This window comes from Streptomyces sp. NPDC013157, from assembly GCF_042899865.1.
Taxonomy (GTDB): domain Bacteria; phylum Actinomycetota; class Actinomycetes; order Streptomycetales; family Streptomycetaceae; genus Streptomyces.
Window position 1 is genome coordinate 239,987 of sequence record NZ_JBIBAK010000017.1, and the last position, 16,317, is coordinate 256,303.

The window sequence follows — 16,317 nt, forward strand, 5'->3', positions numbered from 1 at the left end:
GTGTACCGACCCCCACCCCCGTCCTACAGTCGGGGAGTGAGCATGACGCCGCCGCCCGGCTGGTACGCCGACCCCGAGGCCCCGCACCTGGAGTGCTGGTGGGACGGACGGGCCTGGACCGAGCACCGGCGCACCCCGTCCGGCCTCCCCGCGCCGCCGGCCCCGGCAGCGCGGGCGTCCGGACGGGCCAAGGCGGTCGCGCTGATATCGGCCGCGGCGGTGCTGGCGACGGCCATAGTCTCCGGCGCGACCGTGCTCCGCACCGACGAGGCGAGCGGCGGAACCGGCACCACGGTCCGTGCCGCCCCCAGCGCGGCGGCACCCCCCTCCCTCGTCGTCGACCAGCTCAACGGCATCACCCTGCCGGTGCCGGCCGGCTGGACCGGCTCCTCGTACCTCGTCCAGGACGACGTCGTGATGACCACGGACGGCACCTACGCCTGCCCGGCCCACACCGGCCGGTGCCGCCACGGCCAGGTCATCAGCCGTACGGCGGGACGCGCTGACGGCGCCTCCCCGCGCACCGTCGCCGAACGGGACGTACCCGACGCGGCCGACGCGGCCTACGGCCACGATCCCGGCGGCCGGCGGCCCTTCGGCGGCATCCGGTCCCACCAGGTCGTCAAGTCCGGACGGGTCGCGGTGGCGGGCCGCGACGGCTACCTGGTCCGCTGGCGGGTACGGACCGCCGACGGACCGGGCGGCTACGTCCAGTCCGTGGCCTTCCCGTCCGCCACCGGCGTCCCGGCCCCGGTCGTCGTCCGGTTCGTCTTCGACGCGGGCCCGGGCGGACCGCCGCTGTCCGACATGGACAAGATCACCAGCGGCATCCGCCCGGTCGGCTAGAGGAAGGTGTGACCCTCACCCCGGTACGTCGGTACGGTCGCCGTCACCCGGTCGCCCTCGACCAGCTGCAACTCGGCGAACCGCTCGCACAGTTCACCCGCCTTGGCGTGCCGGAACCACACCTTGTCGCCGATCAGCAGATCATCGGCCGCCGAGCCGAGCAGCGGGGTCTGCACCTCGCCGGGGCCCTCCTGGGAGTCGTACGACAGCCCCTCCGGGAGGTACGGCACCGGGAGCCGGTCCGGGCCCGCGACGCCCGAGGCCGGGTAGCCGCCGCCGAGGACGGTCACGACCCCCACACCGGGGCGCCGTACCACCGGCATGGCGAAGAGCGCGGCCGGACGGCCGGTGAACGACGTGTAGTTGTCGAAGAGGCGCGGCACGTACAGGCCCGACCCGGCCGCTATCTCGGTGACCGCGGCCTCCGCGGCCGTGGTCTGGACGCTGCCCGTGCCGCCGCCGTTGACGAACTCCAGGTCCGGTGCCACCGCCCGGACCGCCCGCACCACCGCGGCGCGCCGCTCGGCCAGTTCACGGCGGGCGGTGGCCTGCATCAGCCGCACCGCGCGGGAGCGCAGCGGCCGGCCGGCGACATCGTCGCCGACCCCGGCGATGTGCCCCTCGTACCCCATGATCCCGACCAGCCTGAAGCCCGGCCGCCGGGCCACGGTCCGGGCCAGGTCGGCGAGCTGGGCGGGGGAGTACAGCGGCGAGCGCCGGGCCCCGACCCGCACCCGGCCCCCGAACAGCTTCAGCGAGGTGTCCAACTCCAGGCAGACCCGGACCACTTCGCTCCCGCCGTCCCGGGCGGCGTCGATAAGGTCGAGGTGCGCCGGGTCGTCGATCATCACGGTCACGGCGGCGGCCAGCTTCGGATCGGCGGCCAGCTCGGCGAACGCGCTCCGGTCGGCAGACGGATACGCCAGCAGGACGTCGTCGAACCCGGAGCGCGCCAGCCACAGGGACTCCGCGAGCGTGAACGACATGATCCCCGCGAAACCCTCCTTCGCGAGCACCCGTTCCAGCAGGTGGCGGCAGCGCACGGACTTGCTCGCGACCCGGATCGGCTTGCCGCCGGCCCGGCGCACGAGATCGTCCGCGTTGGCGTCGAAGGCCTCCAGATCCACGATCGCGAGGGGGGCGTCCAGATGGGCGGTGGCCCGGTCGTAACGGGCCCGGTCGGCGGCGCGCGCAGTCATGAACGAAGCCTGCCAGACAGGATTACCGCAGGGTAGGGGGACGATCCGGGCAGATGCCGCGGGCCCGCGGACTGGTTGCCGTTCGCGCTCGCACAACCCGTAGAGTGACGCGCACGAACGGCGGAACGGCCCGGTCGCCCGACCCGCGCCGGGATGCGCACCCGCGCGTGCGGGTATGCGTGCCCGGGGCGGACGACTTCGCGCCGGGGAGCACGACGGCCCGTACGAGGAGTTGGCCCGGGCACGAGGAAACGGGGGGCGCATGAGCGGCGAAGCGCGGCACGCCCCGATCCCAGGACGCCCCTCGCCCGACCACACCCCGACGGAGCCCCCCGGGGAGCCTGCGCCGGCGGCCGACGGGACCCGGCCGGGCAACGGCGGGACCGGCCGGAGCGACGTACCGCGCACCGCCCACGCGTCCGGCCGATCGGACCGGCCGGGCAACGGCCTGACCGGCCGCGGCGATGTCCCGGACCCGGCCGACGCGTCCCGCCGGGCGGCCCGGCCCGGGTTCTTCGACCTGCCGACCCGGATGAACCGGTCGCAGCGGCCGGACGTATCCACCGGTGGGGGCGGGGCCACCGGGCAGGACCAGCTGCCGGGACGGCCCGGCGGGCAGCAGAGTCGTGATGACCGGACGAGTCGGGGCGGTGCGGTGGGGCAGGTCGAGCAGGGTGCGGGGGACCGGGCCGTAGGCCGTTCGACGTCCGCCGAACGCATCGTCCGGCCCCGCCATCCCAGCCTCCGGCCCCCACAGGGCCGGCCGCCCCAGGACGCCTCCAGCGCATCCCCGCCGCCACCACCGGCCTCGGCCCGCTTCCCGGACACGCCCCCGGCGCCTGCAGGCCGGGAGCCCGGTCGGGCGGTGCCGCCGACACCGTCGGCGTTCTTCGGTGCGGAGACCGGCGGGGAGGGCAGCCGACGGGGGCCGTCGACGTCCTCGGACCGGGAGCCCGGCCGCGCTGTGCCGTCGGCGTCCCCCGGCCGGGAGACCGGGCGGACCGCGCCGTTCCGGCTGTCGTACGGTGCGGGCCCGTCGCCGCGGCGCGTGGATTCCGGGTCGCAACCGACCGCCCCGCCGCGCCCCCTTCGCGCGGCGGCGGAGCCGGAGCCGTCGTCGGACGAGCGGCGTGCCGCCGCAGGGCCGCCGGCCGCGCGCCCGGGCACCCCGTCCGCGCCGTCGGGCGACACGACCGGGGGCACCGGCGCGGCCGGCCCCGGACGGCTCGAACCGTCGCGCGGCGACTACCCGACCAGCGCCATCGGCGCGCAGGCCTCGGGCAGCGCGTGGAGCCCGCACATGCGGACGTTCCCCGTCCCGACCGCCCCGCCACGCCCCACGTCACCCCCGAAGACCGCCCCGCCGCCACCCCGCCAGGCCCAGTCTCCGTCCGCCGACGCGGCACCGCGCCCGCAGGCCGCCCCGACGGCAGGCACCCCACCACGCCCGGACGGCCCTCCGTCGGCCGGTACCCCGGCGCGTCCCGCGGATCCTCCGGCGGCGGCCGCCGCAGCGCCTCCGGCGGGGCGCGCGTCGACCGGTGTTCCCCCGCGTCCGACCAGCGTCCCGGCGACCGGTGCTCCGCCGCGTCCGACGGTGCCTCCGGCGTCCGGTGCCCCGACGGGCGAGGCACCGCCCCGGCCGGGTGGACCGGCGGTCTCCGCTCCGCCGCGTCCGGCGGGGCTCCCGGACAGCGCTGCCCCGACGCGTCCCGCCGCTTCGCCGGCGACCGGTGCCGCGTTCCCGGCCGTCGACGGTCCCGCACGCCCGGCGGCGGGAGCGCCGACGGCCGGGAACGCGGCACCGGCCCGGCCGGACTCCGCCACCGTGCCGCCTCCCGCCCCCACTCCCGTTCCACCTTCCTACCGCGACACCGCCCCGCCGCCGTACCCCTTCGGCTCCGCCCCGGATCCCTCGATGTCCTGGACCGCCTCCGCGGGAACTCCCGGCCGGGAACGGCCCGTTGTGACCTTCGGTGAGCCCGAGGGGTACGACGAGCGTGGGCGGGGGCTGTCGTTGGCCGGTCGCGTGGCGCCTCGTACCGCCGCTGCCGCCGCCTGCATGGTCCTCGGCCTCGGCCTCATCGGCGGCGCGGTGACCGGCGGCTGGATCATCGACGACGGCGCCGACGCGGGCGCGGCGACCAGCTTCAGCTCCGCCTCCGGCCTCTGGCACACCGTGCCCGTCGACGAGCTGTTCCCGCGCACCGTGCAGGGTACGGGCGCCGGCCCCGGCGGAGCCGACCGCGCCTGGACCCGGATCGCCGTCGCCCCGGCCACCGGCTGCACCGGCGCCTTCGACCCGCTGCTGCGCAAGGTCCTCGCACCCGTCGGCTGCCAGCGCCTGATCCGCGCCACCTACACCGACGCCACCCAGAGCTACGTGACGACCGTCGGCCTGCTGTTCACGAAGGCCGACCCGGCCGGTATGGCCGCCCTCGCCAAGCGGTTCACGAGCGAGCGCCTGGACCGCCGTACCGACCTGCTGCCCCTCCCGTACGCCGCGAAGGACACCGCCGCCGAGCGGTTCGGCCCGCACCAGCGCGCCTCCTGGACCATCTCCGTGCTCGCCGACGCCCCGGTCGTCGCCTACGCCGTCTCCGGCTGGGCCGACGGCCGTACCGTCGACACCCCGCAGCCCGCCGCCGACGCCGAGGCGTCCGGCGCCACCACGGCCGCGGCCCAGGCCGGCCTCGGCAACGAGGCGCAGGGCCTGGCCGACCGCATCGAACGGCGACTGCGCCAGAACATCGCAGGACCGGCAACGGAGACGCCCTCATGAAGCGCCGCGCAACCGGGGCCGCCGTGAGCCTGCTGCTGGCCGGCTCGCTCGCCCTGCTGCCGTCCACGACCGCGTACGCGGACAGCATCCGCGCCCAGCAGTGGGGCCTGTCCGCGCTGCGCCTCGACGAGGCCTGGCAGACCACCAAGGGCAGGGGCATCACCGTCGCCGTCCTGGACACCGGCGTCGAGGCCGACCACCCGGACCTCGTCGGCAACGTCCTGGCCGCCAAGGACATGATCGGCTTCGGCGCCGGGCCGGGCGACCGCGACTGGGCCCGGCACGGCACCGCCATGGCTGGCATCATCGCCGGTCACGGCCACGGTGCCGGCAACGGCGACGGCGTGATGGGGGTCGCGCCCGAGGCCAGCATCCTGCCCGTCCGGGTCATCCTCGAAGACGGCGACAGCGCCCGCGCCAAGGCCCGCTCCACCCGGGGCAACGCCCTCGCCGAGGGCATCCGCTGGGCCGCCGACCACGGCGCCGACGTCATCAACCTCTCCCTCGGCGACGACTCCGACTCCGCGCACCCCGAGCCCAGCGAGGACGAGGCCATCCAGTACGCCCTGAAGAAGGACGTCGTGGTCGTCGCCTCGGCCGGCAACGGCGGCGACAAGGGCGACCACATCTCCTACCCGGCCGCCTACCCGGGCGTCATCGCCGCCACCGCGGTGGACAAGTTCGGCACCCGCGCCGGCTTCTCCACCCGCCGCTGGTACGCCACGATCAGCGCGCCCGGCGTCGACATCGTCATCGCCGACCCGGATCACAAGTACTACGAGGGCTGGGGGACGAGCGCCGCCTCCGCCTTCGTCTCCGGTGCCGTGGCCCTGGTCAAGGCCGCCCACCCCGGGCTCACCCCGGCCCAGATCAAGAAACTCCTGGAGGACACCGCCCGCGACGCCCCGGCCGGCGGCCGCGACGACTCCCGGGGCTTCGGCATGATCGACCCGGCGGCCGCCATCAAGGCCGCGGCCAGGCTGAAGACGCAGAACCTGACGTCGGCTTCCTACAGCAAGAAGTACTTCGGCTCCGGCCCGGACCCCGCACCGAAGGCAACCAGCGCGACGGACTGGGCAGCACCGCTGGCCGGCGGCTCGGGCGGCGTACTTCTGGTGGCGGCGGTGGTCCTGTGGAGAGGCCGCAGAAGAGTCTGACCCGTCCGGAGCGCCCGGTCAGGGGGCCGGGGGTACCCCCGGCCGAAGGCTGGGGGAGGAACTGCGCGACCAGCCCCCACCGGCCCGCATCCGCCCGCGAGCCCCGGAACCCTCCCCCTACTGCGAAGCCGAAGCAGACGCCGACCCGGAGGACTCCGTGAACGACCCCACCCCCGCCTTCGCCGCCGCCTCCACCAAGGAAATCCCCTTCGCCTGGCTCACGGTCCCCTTCGACAGCACGGCCACCAGATAGTCCGTCCCGCCCACCGTCACCCGCCCGATGCTGTTGACGTCCCACAACCCGGTCGTGCTCCGTGCCAGCCACCCGTTCTTCAGCGCGTACTCCGAACCGTCGGCGGCGGCCGACACCCCCCACCGCTGGTCCGGCTCGACCGTCTTCATCAACCCCTGGACATACGCCTGCGAGGCCTCGCTCAGCTTCGAGTCGTCCCCGAACACCTGCTGGAGCAGGGTGAGCTGATCGGCCGCGGTGGTCTGGGTGAGCCCCCACAGCGCGCCGTCGCCCCCTTCGGTCGACGTCAGCCCGAACCGCTTGTTCGCGGCGTCCAGGCCCGCCGCCTTGCCGATGACGTCCCACAGCTGGGACGCCGACGTGTTGTCGCTGTTCTCGATCATCTTCGTGGCGTACGCCTTCTCCGTCGCCGTCAGATGCCGGCCGGCGTCCTGCGCCTGCAGCAGCAGCGTCGCCAGGATGTCGACCTTGACGATGCTCGCGGTGTCGAAGGCCGAGTCGCCGTAGGTCGCGCTGTCGCCGGAGTCCAGGCCGAGGACGGCCGCGGAGACCTTCGCCCCGGACGGCACGGTCACCTTCCCCAGCGCCGTCCTCAGCAGCGCGTCCCGGTCCACGGCCGGCTCCGTCACGGGCTCCACCGATGCCTCCCCACTCGCCGAAGCCGAGGCCGAGGAGGACGGCGCCGGCGGCGCCGCCGACGATACGGCGTTGCCGTGCGCGTGCGCCTTCACGTACACCGTCCCCGCCGCGGTGGCCCCGACCACGGCGACCGTGGCGAGCGAGACGGAGAGAAGGGCCCGGCGCCGGGGCCGGGCGCGGCGGCCGGCCCGGCGGGATCCTGAGGTGGCTCTGGGGGACTCCATGCCCGCGATGCTCGGGGCGGGGACTGTGCGAGCCGTTTGTTGGAAGTTAGAAGTAGGTCAGGGAAATCTGAGATTCCCGTGAAAGCCGTGTCGAACCGGTTTCGGGGGCCGCACAACCGCAGCAGGATCCCACCGATAGGGTCGGGGACCGTGGCGAACAAGAACATTCCCGACTCCGGCTTCTCCGACGACGACGGCTCCGCCGACCCCCGGCTGGCCGCCGCGCTGGCCGCCTGGGCCGCGGACCGCAGCGCCGTCGCGCCGGTCCTGGAGGCGCTGAAGGGCGCCCGGCTCCTGGTCCCGGTGGTCGCCGTCCTCGGCGAGGTCGAGGAGGACGAGAACGGGCTGCGCCGCGAGAAGACCAGCGACATGGCCGTCCCCACCCTGAAGGCGGGCCACCGCACCGCCCTGCCGGCCTTCACCTCCACCGAGTCGCTGGCCCGCTGGGACCCGGCGGCCCGGCCCGTGGCCGTACCCCTGCACCAGGCGCTGCAGGCGGCCGCGCACGAGAAGGCCGACACGGTGGTGCTCGACCTGTCGGGGCCGGTGCCGTTCGAGCTGACCGGTGCCGCGCTGCTCGCCCTCGCCGAGGGGCGTACGAGCGCCGACCCGCTCGCCGACCCGGCCGTGGTCGGGGCCGTCCGGGCCGCGGTGGCCGCCGAGCCCGCCGTGCTCCGGGCCCACCTCGGGCCCGGGGCGGCCGACGGGACGCTGGCGCTGGTCCTCGACCCGGCCGCCGCGCCGCCCGCCGAGGCCGCCCGGGCCGTCGCCGAGCGGCTCGCCGCCGACGAGACACTGCGGGCCCGCCTGGTGCGCGGCCTCGACCTGGCACTGCTGCCGGCCGGGACCACGCCTCCGGGCGAGCCCTTGTACGTAAGAGACTGAGCGGCGGTTAGCCGTAGACCGGGCCGGTGTACTTCTCGCCGGGGCCCTGGCCGGGCTCGTCGGGGACGATCGAGGCCTCGCGGAAGGCCAGCTGGAGCGACTTCAGGCCGTCCCGCAGCGGGGCCGCGTGGAAGGAGCTGATCTCGGTCGCGGACGCGTCGAGCAGGCCGGCGAGGGCGGTGACCAGCTTGCGGGCCTCGTCCAGGTCCTTGTACTTGTCCCCCTCCTCGGTCAGACCGAGCTTCACGGCCGCGGCGCTCATCAGGTTGACGGCGACCGTCACGATCACCTCGACCGCGGGGACCTCGGCGATGTCGCGGGTCATCTCGTCGAAGTCGGGCTGCCCGGCGTCACCGGGGCCGGGAAGGGGTGTCTCACTCATGCCCACACGATAGGCGCAGGGGGGCGGGGGCTCTTACTTAGCCCCAGGTCGTCTCAATTAGCCCTGTCCCGCCTTTGCTGCTAGCCTTGTGAAACGACCGGCCGGACAGGTATGCCTCACAGCTAGCTGAACCGGCCCACAAGTGGAGGCTTCGAACTCCCACCTGACTGCCCCACGGGCGGCGGGTCACCGGTCAGGCGGTCGCTTCGCCGTTCGCGGCGACGGCGTTCCGTCCGATTCTGCGCCCCGCGATCCTCGCGGCGGTGTTCCGGTAGTTCGAGGAGCCCCGCCTGTGATCGTCCGGGGCATTTTTTCTGCTTCGGTGCGGTTAGGTCTTACGGAAACAGACGTTACGCGGCTGCCCGCCAGGCTGTCGTGTGGTGCTACCGAGGAGGATCCATCAGCACCGAGCCCCGCATCAACGACCGGATTCGCGTTCCCGAGGTGCGACTTGTCGGTCCCAGCGGCGAGCAGGTCGGGATTGTCCCGCTTGCCAAGGCGCTGGAGCTTGCGCAGGAGTACGACCTGGACCTGGTCGAGGTCGCGGCGAACGCCCGTCCGCCCGTGTGCAAGCTCATGGACTACGGGAAGTTCAAGTACGAGTCGGCCATGAAGGCCCGTGAGGCGCGCAAGAACCAGGCGCACACGGTCATCAAGGAAATGAAGCTCCGGCCGAAGATCGACCCGCACGACTATGACACCAAGAAGGGTCACGTCGTCCGGTTCCTCAAGCAGGGCGACAAGGTCAAGATCACGATCATGTTCCGTGGTCGCGAGCAGTCCCGGCCCGAGCTGGGCTACCGACTGCTGCAGCGGCTCGCGGAGGACGTCCAGGACCTCGGTTTCGTCGAGTCGAACCCGAAGCAGGACGGCCGGAACATGATCATGGTTCTCGGTCCGCACAAGAAGAAGACCGAGGCGATGGCCGAGGCCCGTCAGGCGCAGGAGGCCCGCAAGGCGGATGCGAAGGCCAACCCCGGCCGCTCGCAGAACGCCGCCGAGCTCGAAGCGGACGAGGCGCCTGCCGAGGAGCCCGCCGAGGCGTGATCCCGGGGTCAACGCCCCAGGTCAGCACCAGGGGCGCGAGTCCCAGGACGTAACCGATACAAGAGCGACGTTCCACCGTGCCCGGTTTCACGACCGGGCACCGGAACGCCACCGACGAGGAGATAACGGCGCTATGCCGAAGAACAAGACGCACAGCGGTGCCAGCAAGCGCTTCAAGGTCACCGGCTCCGGCAAGGTCCTGCGTGAGCGCGCCGGCAAGCGCCACCTGCTCGAGCACAAGTCGTCCCGTGTGACGCGTCGCCTCACCGGCAACGCCGAGATGGCCCCGGGTGACACCGCGAAGATCAAGAAGCTTCTCGGCAAGTGACACACGGGCGCCTGCCGGCGCCTGAGTCAGCAGTACCGGGACCCAGTCGTTTCCGGGCCGCGTGAGTCCAACCGCGGCCCCGCTACAAGGAGTAAAAAGTGGCACGCGTCAAGCGGGCAGTCAACGCCCACAAGAAGCGCCGGGCGATCCTCGAGCAGGCCTCCGGCTACCGCGGTCAGCGTTCGCGCCTCTACCGCAAGGCCAAGGAGCAGGTCACCCACTCGCTGGTCTACAACTACAACGACCGCAAGAAGCGCAAGGGCGACTTCCGTCAGCTGTGGATCCAGCGCATCAACGCCGCTGCCCGCGCCAACGGCATCACCTACAACCGCTTCATCCAGGGTCTGAAGGCCGCGAACGTCGAGGTCGACCGCAAGATCCTGGCCGAGCTGGCGGTCAACGACGCGAACGCGTTCGCCGCGCTCGTCGAGGTGGCCCAGAAGGCGCTGCCGTCGGATGTCAACGCCCCCAAGGCGGCGTGACGCTGCGCTGGCTCTAGGCCGACGTGACTGAAGGACCCGCAGGCTTCACGGCTTGCGGGTCCTGCTGTTGCCGCTCGCTGCAGCCGGTTCTTCGGCCGCGGGCCGGTGGGGGCTGGTCGCCCAGTTCCTCCCCCAGCCTTCGGCCGGGGGTACCCCCAGGGCGGCACGGGTGGGCGCAGCGGAACCCCGCCAACGCGGGCAAGCTGAAACTGTCGGCCCGGCGGTAAGAAAGTTACTGATGTCTCCGAAGGTGAACGACAACATGCCCACCCCCGAGCTGATCTCCCCCCGTTCCGCGCGTGTCTCCGCTGCCCGGCGGTTGGGGCGGCGGAACTTCCGGGGGAAGGAGCGGCTGTTTCTTGCCGAGGGGCCGCAGGCCGTGCGGGAGGCGGCGGGGCATCGGGTCGGTGACACGGCGACGCTCGTCGAGCTGTTCGCGACCGTCGAGGCCGCGGAGCGGTACGCCGACATCATCGGAGAAGCGCGGACCGCCGGCGCCCGGATCCACCTCGCCGCCGAGGACGTCATCGCCGACATCTCCACCACCGTGACACCCCAGGGGCTCGTCGGCGTGTGCCGGTTCCTGGACACGCCGTTCGAGGAGATCCTCACCGCCCGCCCCAGGCTGGTCGCCGTCCTCGCCAACGTCCGCGACCCCGGCAACGCCGGCACCGTGCTGCGGTGCGCCGACGCCGCCGGGGCGGAGGCGGTCGTACTGACCGACGCGTCCGTGGACCTGTACAACCCGAAGGCGGTCCGGGCGTCCGTCGGCTCGCACTTCCACCTGCCCGTCGCCGTCGGCGTCCCCGTCGAGCAGGCCGTGGCCGGCCTGAAGGGCGTCGGTGTGCGCATCCTCGCCGCCGACGGAGCCGGGACCGACGACCTCGACGACGAACTCGACAAGGGGACCATGGGCGGCCCCACCGCCTGGGTGTTCGGGAACGAGGCCTGGGGGCTCCCGGAGGAGACCCGCGCGCTGGCGGACGCCGTCGTGCGCGTCCCGATCCACGGGAAGGCCGAGAGCCTGAACCTCGCCACCGCCGCCGCCGTATGTCTCTACGCATCGGCCCGTGCACAGCGCGCCTCCGGAGGGTGCCGTTCCGTCACCGAGAGCTAGTAGGGTGACCAGCTCGGGGGCCTGCTGCGCCGTCTGAGAGGTGGAGTACGGGGTATGAGTGTCGGCACCAGCAACGCGCCGGGGGGCCGCGGCACCGGTCGGGTGCCCGCACCCCGGCACGGCGACCTCACCGGGCTCGGCATCGACCCCGACGAGCTGCCCGACGGCCTGGTGGTCGCCGACGAACACGGTCTCGTCGTCTGCTTCAACGCCGCCGCCGCCCGCATCACCGCCACCGCCCCCGCCGACGCCCTCGGACAGCGCCTGGAGAAGGCCCTGCCGTTAGAGGACCTGGAGGGGCGGCGCTGGTGGCAGCTCACCGATCCGTACGGCGGTCTCGCCATCCGGGTCGGCCAGCCCGAGCGCAACCTGCTGCTGCCCGGCGGACGGGAGGTGCTGGTGTCGGCCCGGTACGTGCGCGCCGAGCCCACCGGGCCCGTCCGCCGCGTCGTCGTGTCGCTGCGGGACACGGAAGCCCGGCGCCGTACCGAACGCAGTCACGCCGAGCTGATCGCCACCGTCGCACACGAGCTGCGGTCGCCGCTCACCTCCGTCAAGGGGTTCACGGCCACCCTGCTCGCCAAGTGGGAACGGTTCACCGACGACCAGAAACGGCTGATGCTGGAGACGGTCGACGCCGACGCCGACCGGGTGACCCGGCTCATCGCCGAGCTGCTGGACATCTCGAGGATCGACAGCGGGCGGCTGGAAGTGCGCCGGCAGCCTGTCGACATAGGCGCGGCCGTCGGGCGGCACATCCAGGCGTACGTCGCCGCCGGGCAGCCCGCCGACCGCTTCCTGCTCCGCGTCGAGCAGCCGCTGCCCGCGCTCTGGGCCGACCCCGACAAGGTCGACCAGGTCCTCAGCAACCTCATCGAAAATGCCGTGCGGCACGGCGAGGGAACCGTCACCATTGACATCACGGCCACGGCGTCCCCGCGCGAAGGGGACGGCCATGACAACGCAGCCACGTCGGTCACGGTGAGCGACGAGGGGCCGGGCATCCCGGAGGAGTCCATGAACCGCGTCTTCACCCGCTTCTGGCGGGGCAGCAAGCGCGGCGGCACCGGCCTCGGGCTGTACATCGTCAAGGGCATCGTCGAGGCCCACGGCGGCACCATCACCGTCGGACGCGCCCCCGGCGGCGGTGCCGAGTTCCGATTTACGTTGCCCGTGAGTGCGCCGGCGTATCTCGCCTGACGGCCCACGGGCTCTTCGTATACCTCCACCCCGTTAGACTCGGCCTTTGGCACCTTTGTGTCCTTCTCACGGCCCACCAACGGTCTCGGGGACCATCCGCCAGCCAATCGGAAGCACGGGAAGAGATGTCGGCACCCAATAAGTCGTACGACCCTGTCGAGGTCGAGGCGTTGAAACCGGAAGAGATCGAGCGCATGCGGGACGAGGCGCTCGCCGCCTTCGCCGCCGCGGGCTCCCTCGACGCGCTCCAGGAGGCCAAGGTCGCCCACACCGGCGGCACCTCCCCGCTGGCTCTCGCCAACCGCGAGATCGGCGCCCTGCCCCCGCACGCCAAGGCCGCCGCCGGCAAGCTGGTCGGCCAGGCCCGCGGCGCGGTGAACAAGGCCCTCGCGGGCCGCCAGGAGGAGCTGGAGGCCGAGCGTGACGCCCGGGTGCTGGTCGAGGAGGCGGTGGACGTCACACTGCCCTACGACCGCGTCCCGGCCGGCGCCCGCCACCCGCTGACCACCCTGTCCGACCGCATCGAGGACATCTTCGTGGCCATGGGCTACGAGGTCGCCGAGGGCCCGCAGGTCGAGGCCGAGTGGTTCAACTTCGACGCGCTCAACATCGGCCCGGACCACCCGGCCCGCGGCGAGGCGGACACCTTCTTCGTGCAGGGCCCCGAGGGCGGCACCGAGTCCGGTGTCGTGCTGCGCACCCACACCTCCCCGGTCCAGATCCGCTCCCTGCTCGGCCGCGAGCTGCCGGTGTACGTGATCTGCCCCGGCCGCGTGTACCGCACCGACGAGCTGGACGCCACGCACACCCCGGTCTTCCACCAGGTCGAGCTGCTCGCCGTGGACGAGGGCCTGACCATGTCGGACCTCAAGGGCACCCTGGACCACATGGTCCAGTCGCTGTTCGGCGAGGGCATGAAGACCCGGCTGCGGCCGAACTTCTTCCCCTTCACCGAGCCCAGCGCCGAGATGGACATGCTGTGCTACGTCTGCAAGGGCGAGTCCGTCGGCAACCCCGACCGCCCCTGCCGTACCTGCTCCTCCGAGGGCTGGATCGAGCTGGGCGGCTGCGGCATGGTCAACCCGCGGGTGCTCACCGCCTGCGGCGTCGACCCGGAGAAGTACAGCGGCTTCGCCTTCGGGTTCGGCATCGAGCGGATGCTGATGTTCCGCCACAACGTCGAGGACATGCGAGACATGGTCGAGGGTGACGTCCGGTTCACCCGGCCGTTCGGGATGGAGATCTGATGCGGGTCCCGCTTTCCTGGCTGCGGGAGTACGTCGACCTGCCGGCCACCGAGACCGGCCGCGACGTGCAGGCCAAGCTCATTTCGGGCGGTCTGGAGGTCGAGACCGTCGAGCAGCTCGGCGACGGCCTCAAGGGCCCCCTGGTGGTCGGCCGGGTGCTGACCATCGAGGAGCTGGAGGGCTTCAAGAAGCCGATCCGCTTCTGCACCGTCGACGTCGGCACCGCCAACGGCACCGGTGAGCCCCAGGAGATCGTCTGCGGAGCCCGCAACTTCGCCGTCGGCGACAAGGTCGTGGTCGTGCTGCCGGGCGCGGTGCTCCCCGGCGACTTCGCCATCGCCGCGCGCCAGACGTACGGCAAGACCTCCCACGGCATGATCTGCTCCAGCGGCGAGCTGGGCATGGGCGACGACGGCACCCACGGCATCATCGTGCTGCCGCCGGAGACCGAGGTCGGCAGGGACGCCATCGAGCTCCTGGAGCTGGTCGACGAGGTCCTGGACATCGCCGTCACCGCCAACCGCGGAGACTGCCTGTCCATCCGCGGCGTGGCCCGCGAGGCCGCCATCGCCTACGGCCTGCCGCTGCGCGACCCCGCCCTCCTCGACGTGCCGGGACCGAACGCCTTCGGCTACCCGGTCCAGGTCTCCGACCCGCTCGGCTGCGACCGCTTCACCGCGCGCACCGTCACCGGCCTGAGCCCCGAGGCCCGCTCCCCGATCTGGCTCCAGCGCCGCCTGCAGAAGGTCGGCATGCGCCCGATCTCCCTCGCGGTCGACGTCACCAACTACGTGATGATGGAGCTCGGCCAGCCGCTGCACGCCTACGACCGCAAGCTGGTCCAGGGCACCATCGGCGTCCGCCGCGCGGCCGAGGGCGAGAAGATCGTCACCCTCGACGGCACCGAGCGGAAGCTGCACGCCGAGGACCTGGTCATCACCGACGACCGCGGCCCGATCGGCCTCGCGGGCGTCATGGGCGGCGCCAACACCGAGATCGCCGACCACGCGGACGTGGAGAACGCCACGACCGACGTGGTCATCGAGGCGGCCCACTTCGACGCCGTCGCCATCGCGCGCACCGCCCGCCGCCACAAGCTGTCCTCGGAGGCCTCCCGCCGCTTCGAGCGCGGTGTCGACCCGCAGGCCGCGCCGGCCGCCGCGCAGCGCACGGTCGACCTGCTGGTGCTGCTCGCCGGCGGCACCGCCGAGGCCGGCGTCACCGAGGTCATCGCGCCGTCCGCGCCGCACACCATCACGGTCGCGGCGGACCACCCGGACAAGGTCGCGGGCGTCGAGTACGGCCGCGAGACCGTCGTCCGCCGCCTCCAGGAGGTCGGCTGCGACGTCTACGGGCAGGACGAGCTGATCGTCACCGTTCCGTCCTGGCGGCCCGACCTGCTCGAACAGAACGACCTGGCCGAAGAGGTCATCCGCCTGGAGGGCTACGAGAACCTCCCCTCCACGCTGCCGAAGCCGCCGTCCGGCCGGGGTCTTACCCACCGGCAGCGGCTGCACCGGCGGGTGGGCCGCGCGCTCGCCGGGGCGGGCTACGTCGAGGCGCCGAACTACCCGTTCGTCAGCGAGCAGGTCTTCGACCAGCTGGGCCTGGCCGTCGACGACCCGGCCCGCCGCGTCGTCCGGCTGACCAACCCGCTCAACGACGAGGAGCCCGCGCTCCGCACCTCGCTGCTGCCGGGCCTGCTCGGTGCGCTCCGGCGCAACGACGGCCGCGGCGCGCACGACCTGGCGCTCTTCGAGACCGGCCTGGTCTTCCTGCCGCGCGCGGAGCAGGGCATCGCCGGTCACCTTCCGGTCGACCGCCGCCCGACCGACGCGGAACTCGCCGCGCTCGACGCCGTGCTGCCCGAGCAGCCGCGCCACGTCGCCGTCGTCCTCGCGGGCGCCCGCGAGCAGGCCGGCTGGTGGGGCAAGGGCCGTCCGGCCGACTGGGCCGACGCGGTCGAGGCCGGGCGCGCGGTCGCGCGTGAGGCCGGGGCCGAGCTGATCGTGCGGTCCGGGCAGTACGGGCCGTGGCACCCCGGCCGGTGCGCCGAGCTGGTCGTCGTGGCCGACGGCGCGGAGCGGGTCGTGGGCCACGCCGGTGAGCTGCACCCGCGCGTGGTCAAGGCGCTGGGGCTGCCCGCGCGCACCTGCGCGATGGAGCTGAACCTGGACGCGCTGGAGCAGGTCGGCGACGGCACCCCGCAGGCGCCGAGCATCTCGACGTTCCCGGTGGCCACGCAGGATGTCGCCCTCGTGGTGGACAAGCCGGTACCGGCCGCCGATGTGGAGGCCGCGCTGCGCGAGGGGGCGGGTGAACTCCTGGAGGGGATCCGGCTGTTCGACGTGTATGTCAACGACGAGCAGCTCGGCGACGGGAAGAAGTCGCTGGCGTATGCGCTGAGGTTCCGGGCCGGTGACCGAACGCTGACCGTGGACGAGGCGTCGGCTGCGCGGGACGCGGCCGTTGCCCTGGCGGGGGAGCGTACGGGAGCGGTGCTTCGGGGCTAGTCGCCGAAGGGGGAGC

Annotated in this window: 14 protein-coding genes; 11 read left to right on the plus strand and 3 right to left on the minus strand. The window is 73.3% G+C overall.

The features are described 5' to 3' along the window. Positions 1-42 precede the first annotated feature (42 nt). On the plus strand, positions 43-846 hold the full coding sequence (locus tag ACFY6U_RS39765; RefSeq protein ID WP_390046363.1) for a DUF2510 domain-containing protein: 804 nt from the start codon (positions 43-45) through the stop codon (positions 844-846). Here ACFY6U_RS39765 and ACFY6U_RS39770 read toward each other — a convergent pair. Next, positions 843-2,045 (minus strand): amino acid deaminase/aldolase, encoded by a 1,203-nt coding sequence (locus ACFY6U_RS39770; protein WP_351490290.1) that lies wholly within the window; start codon positions 2,043-2,045, stop codon positions 843-845. The genes ACFY6U_RS39765 and ACFY6U_RS39770 overlap by 4 nt on opposite strands. Positions 2,046-3,963: 1,918 nt before the next feature. On the opposite strand from ACFY6U_RS39770, the gene ACFY6U_RS39775 reads away from it, so the two are divergent. Together ACFY6U_RS39775 and mycP are read left to right on the plus strand one after the other, a co-directional pair. Next, positions 3,964-4,827: a hypothetical protein gene (locus ACFY6U_RS39775; RefSeq protein ID WP_390046258.1), complete on the plus strand. Its 864-nt coding sequence runs from the start codon at positions 3,964-3,966 to the stop codon at positions 4,825-4,827. Further along, positions 4,824-5,984 (plus strand): type VII secretion-associated serine protease mycosin, encoded by a 1,161-nt coding sequence (gene mycP, locus ACFY6U_RS39780; RefSeq protein ID WP_390046260.1) that lies wholly within the window; start codon positions 4,824-4,826, stop codon positions 5,982-5,984. The genes ACFY6U_RS39775 and mycP overlap by 4 nt, the downstream gene beginning before the upstream one ends. 117 nt (positions 5,985-6,101) lie before the next feature. Here the strand turns inward: mycP and ACFY6U_RS39785 are convergent, their stop codons facing one another. Continuing rightward, positions 6,102-7,100, minus strand: coding sequence for a serine hydrolase (locus tag ACFY6U_RS39785; protein WP_390046262.1), 999 nt, complete (start codon positions 7,098-7,100; stop codon positions 6,102-6,104). 150 nt (positions 7,101-7,250) lie between these two features. Between ACFY6U_RS39785 and ACFY6U_RS39790 the strand changes: the two genes are divergently transcribed. Next, on the plus strand, positions 7,251-7,985 hold the full coding sequence (locus ACFY6U_RS39790) for an SseB family protein (protein WP_390046264.1): 735 nt from the start codon (positions 7,251-7,253) through the stop codon (positions 7,983-7,985). A 7-nt stretch (positions 7,986-7,992) separates the two neighbouring features. On the opposite strand, the gene ACFY6U_RS39795 is transcribed toward ACFY6U_RS39790, so the two are convergent. Next, positions 7,993-8,367: a DUF1844 domain-containing protein gene (locus tag ACFY6U_RS39795; protein WP_217550395.1), complete on the minus strand. Its 375-nt coding sequence runs from the start codon at positions 8,365-8,367 to the stop codon at positions 7,993-7,995. A 375-nt stretch (positions 8,368-8,742) separates the two neighbouring features. Between ACFY6U_RS39795 and infC the strand changes: the two genes are divergently transcribed. The 7 genes from infC to pheT all read left to right on the plus strand — a co-directional run bounded on the left by infC (position 8,743) and on the right by pheT (position 16,301). Then, a complete protein-coding gene (infC, locus tag ACFY6U_RS39800) occupies positions 8,743-9,414 on the plus strand; it encodes a translation initiation factor IF-3 (protein ID WP_390046266.1) in 672 nt (223 codons plus the stop codon). A gap of 133 nt (positions 9,415-9,547) precedes the next feature. Beyond that, complete coding sequence (gene rpmI, locus ACFY6U_RS39805) at positions 9,548-9,742, plus strand: 50S ribosomal protein L35 (protein WP_046726698.1); 195 nt, start codon at positions 9,548-9,550, stop codon at positions 9,740-9,742. 98 nt (positions 9,743-9,840) lie between these two features. Continuing rightward, entirely contained in the window at positions 9,841-10,224 is a 384-nt protein-coding gene (gene rplT / locus ACFY6U_RS39810) for a 50S ribosomal protein L20 (protein ID WP_006141703.1), read from the plus strand. Between the two features lie 262 nt (positions 10,225-10,486). Then, the gene (locus tag ACFY6U_RS39815) at positions 10,487-11,341 is read left to right on the plus strand and encodes a TrmH family RNA methyltransferase (protein WP_390046364.1); all 855 of its coding nucleotides are present in this window, start codon (positions 10,487-10,489) and stop codon (positions 11,339-11,341) included. 54 nt (positions 11,342-11,395) lie between these two features. After that, positions 11,396-12,541, plus strand: a complete 1,146-nt coding sequence (locus ACFY6U_RS39820) for a sensor histidine kinase (protein ID WP_390046268.1) — start codon at positions 11,396-11,398, stop codon at positions 12,539-12,541. 125 nt (positions 12,542-12,666) lie between these two features. After that, positions 12,667-13,788 (plus strand): phenylalanine--tRNA ligase subunit alpha, encoded by a 1,122-nt coding sequence (gene pheS / locus ACFY6U_RS39825; RefSeq protein ID WP_390046270.1) that lies wholly within the window; start codon positions 12,667-12,669, stop codon positions 13,786-13,788. Continuing rightward, entirely contained in the window at positions 13,788-16,301 is a 2,514-nt protein-coding gene (gene pheT, locus ACFY6U_RS39830) for a phenylalanine--tRNA ligase subunit beta (protein ID WP_390046272.1), read from the plus strand. The genes pheS and pheT overlap by 1 nt, the downstream gene beginning before the upstream one ends. Positions 16,302-16,317: the final 16 nt, after the last annotated feature.

Bases quoted from the DNA above. Each gene is read 5' to 3' on its own strand.
- pheT (WP_390046272.1), top strand. From the start codon at position 13,788: ATGCGGGTCCCGCTTTCCTGGCTGCGGGAGTACGTCGACCTGCCGGCC.
- mycP (WP_390046260.1), top strand. From the start codon at position 4,824: ATGAAGCGCCGCGCAACCGGGGCCGCCGTGAGCCTGCTGCTGGCCGGC.
- ACFY6U_RS39785 (WP_390046262.1), bottom strand. From the start codon at position 7,100: ATGGAGTCCCCCAGAGCCACCTCAGGATCCCGCCGGGCCGGCCGCCGC.
- ACFY6U_RS39770 (WP_351490290.1), bottom strand. From the start codon at position 2,045: ATGACTGCGCGCGCCGCCGACCGGGCCCGTTACGACCGGGCCACCGCC.
- ACFY6U_RS39765 (WP_390046363.1), top strand. From the start codon at position 43: ATGACGCCGCCGCCCGGCTGGTACGCCGACCCCGAGGCCCCGCACCTG.
- ACFY6U_RS39795 (WP_217550395.1), bottom strand. From the start codon at position 8,367: ATGAGTGAGACACCCCTTCCCGGCCCCGGTGACGCCGGGCAGCCCGAC.
- rpmI (WP_046726698.1), top strand. From the start codon at position 9,548: ATGCCGAAGAACAAGACGCACAGCGGTGCCAGCAAGCGCTTCAAGGTC.
- pheS (WP_390046270.1), top strand. From the start codon at position 12,667: ATGTCGGCACCCAATAAGTCGTACGACCCTGTCGAGGTCGAGGCGTTG.
- ACFY6U_RS39820 (WP_390046268.1), top strand. From the start codon at position 11,396: ATGAGTGTCGGCACCAGCAACGCGCCGGGGGGCCGCGGCACCGGTCGG.
- ACFY6U_RS39815 (WP_390046364.1), top strand. From the start codon at position 10,487: ATGCCCACCCCCGAGCTGATCTCCCCCCGTTCCGCGCGTGTCTCCGCT.
- ACFY6U_RS39775 (WP_390046258.1), top strand. From the start codon at position 3,964: ATGTCCTGGACCGCCTCCGCGGGAACTCCCGGCCGGGAACGGCCCGTT.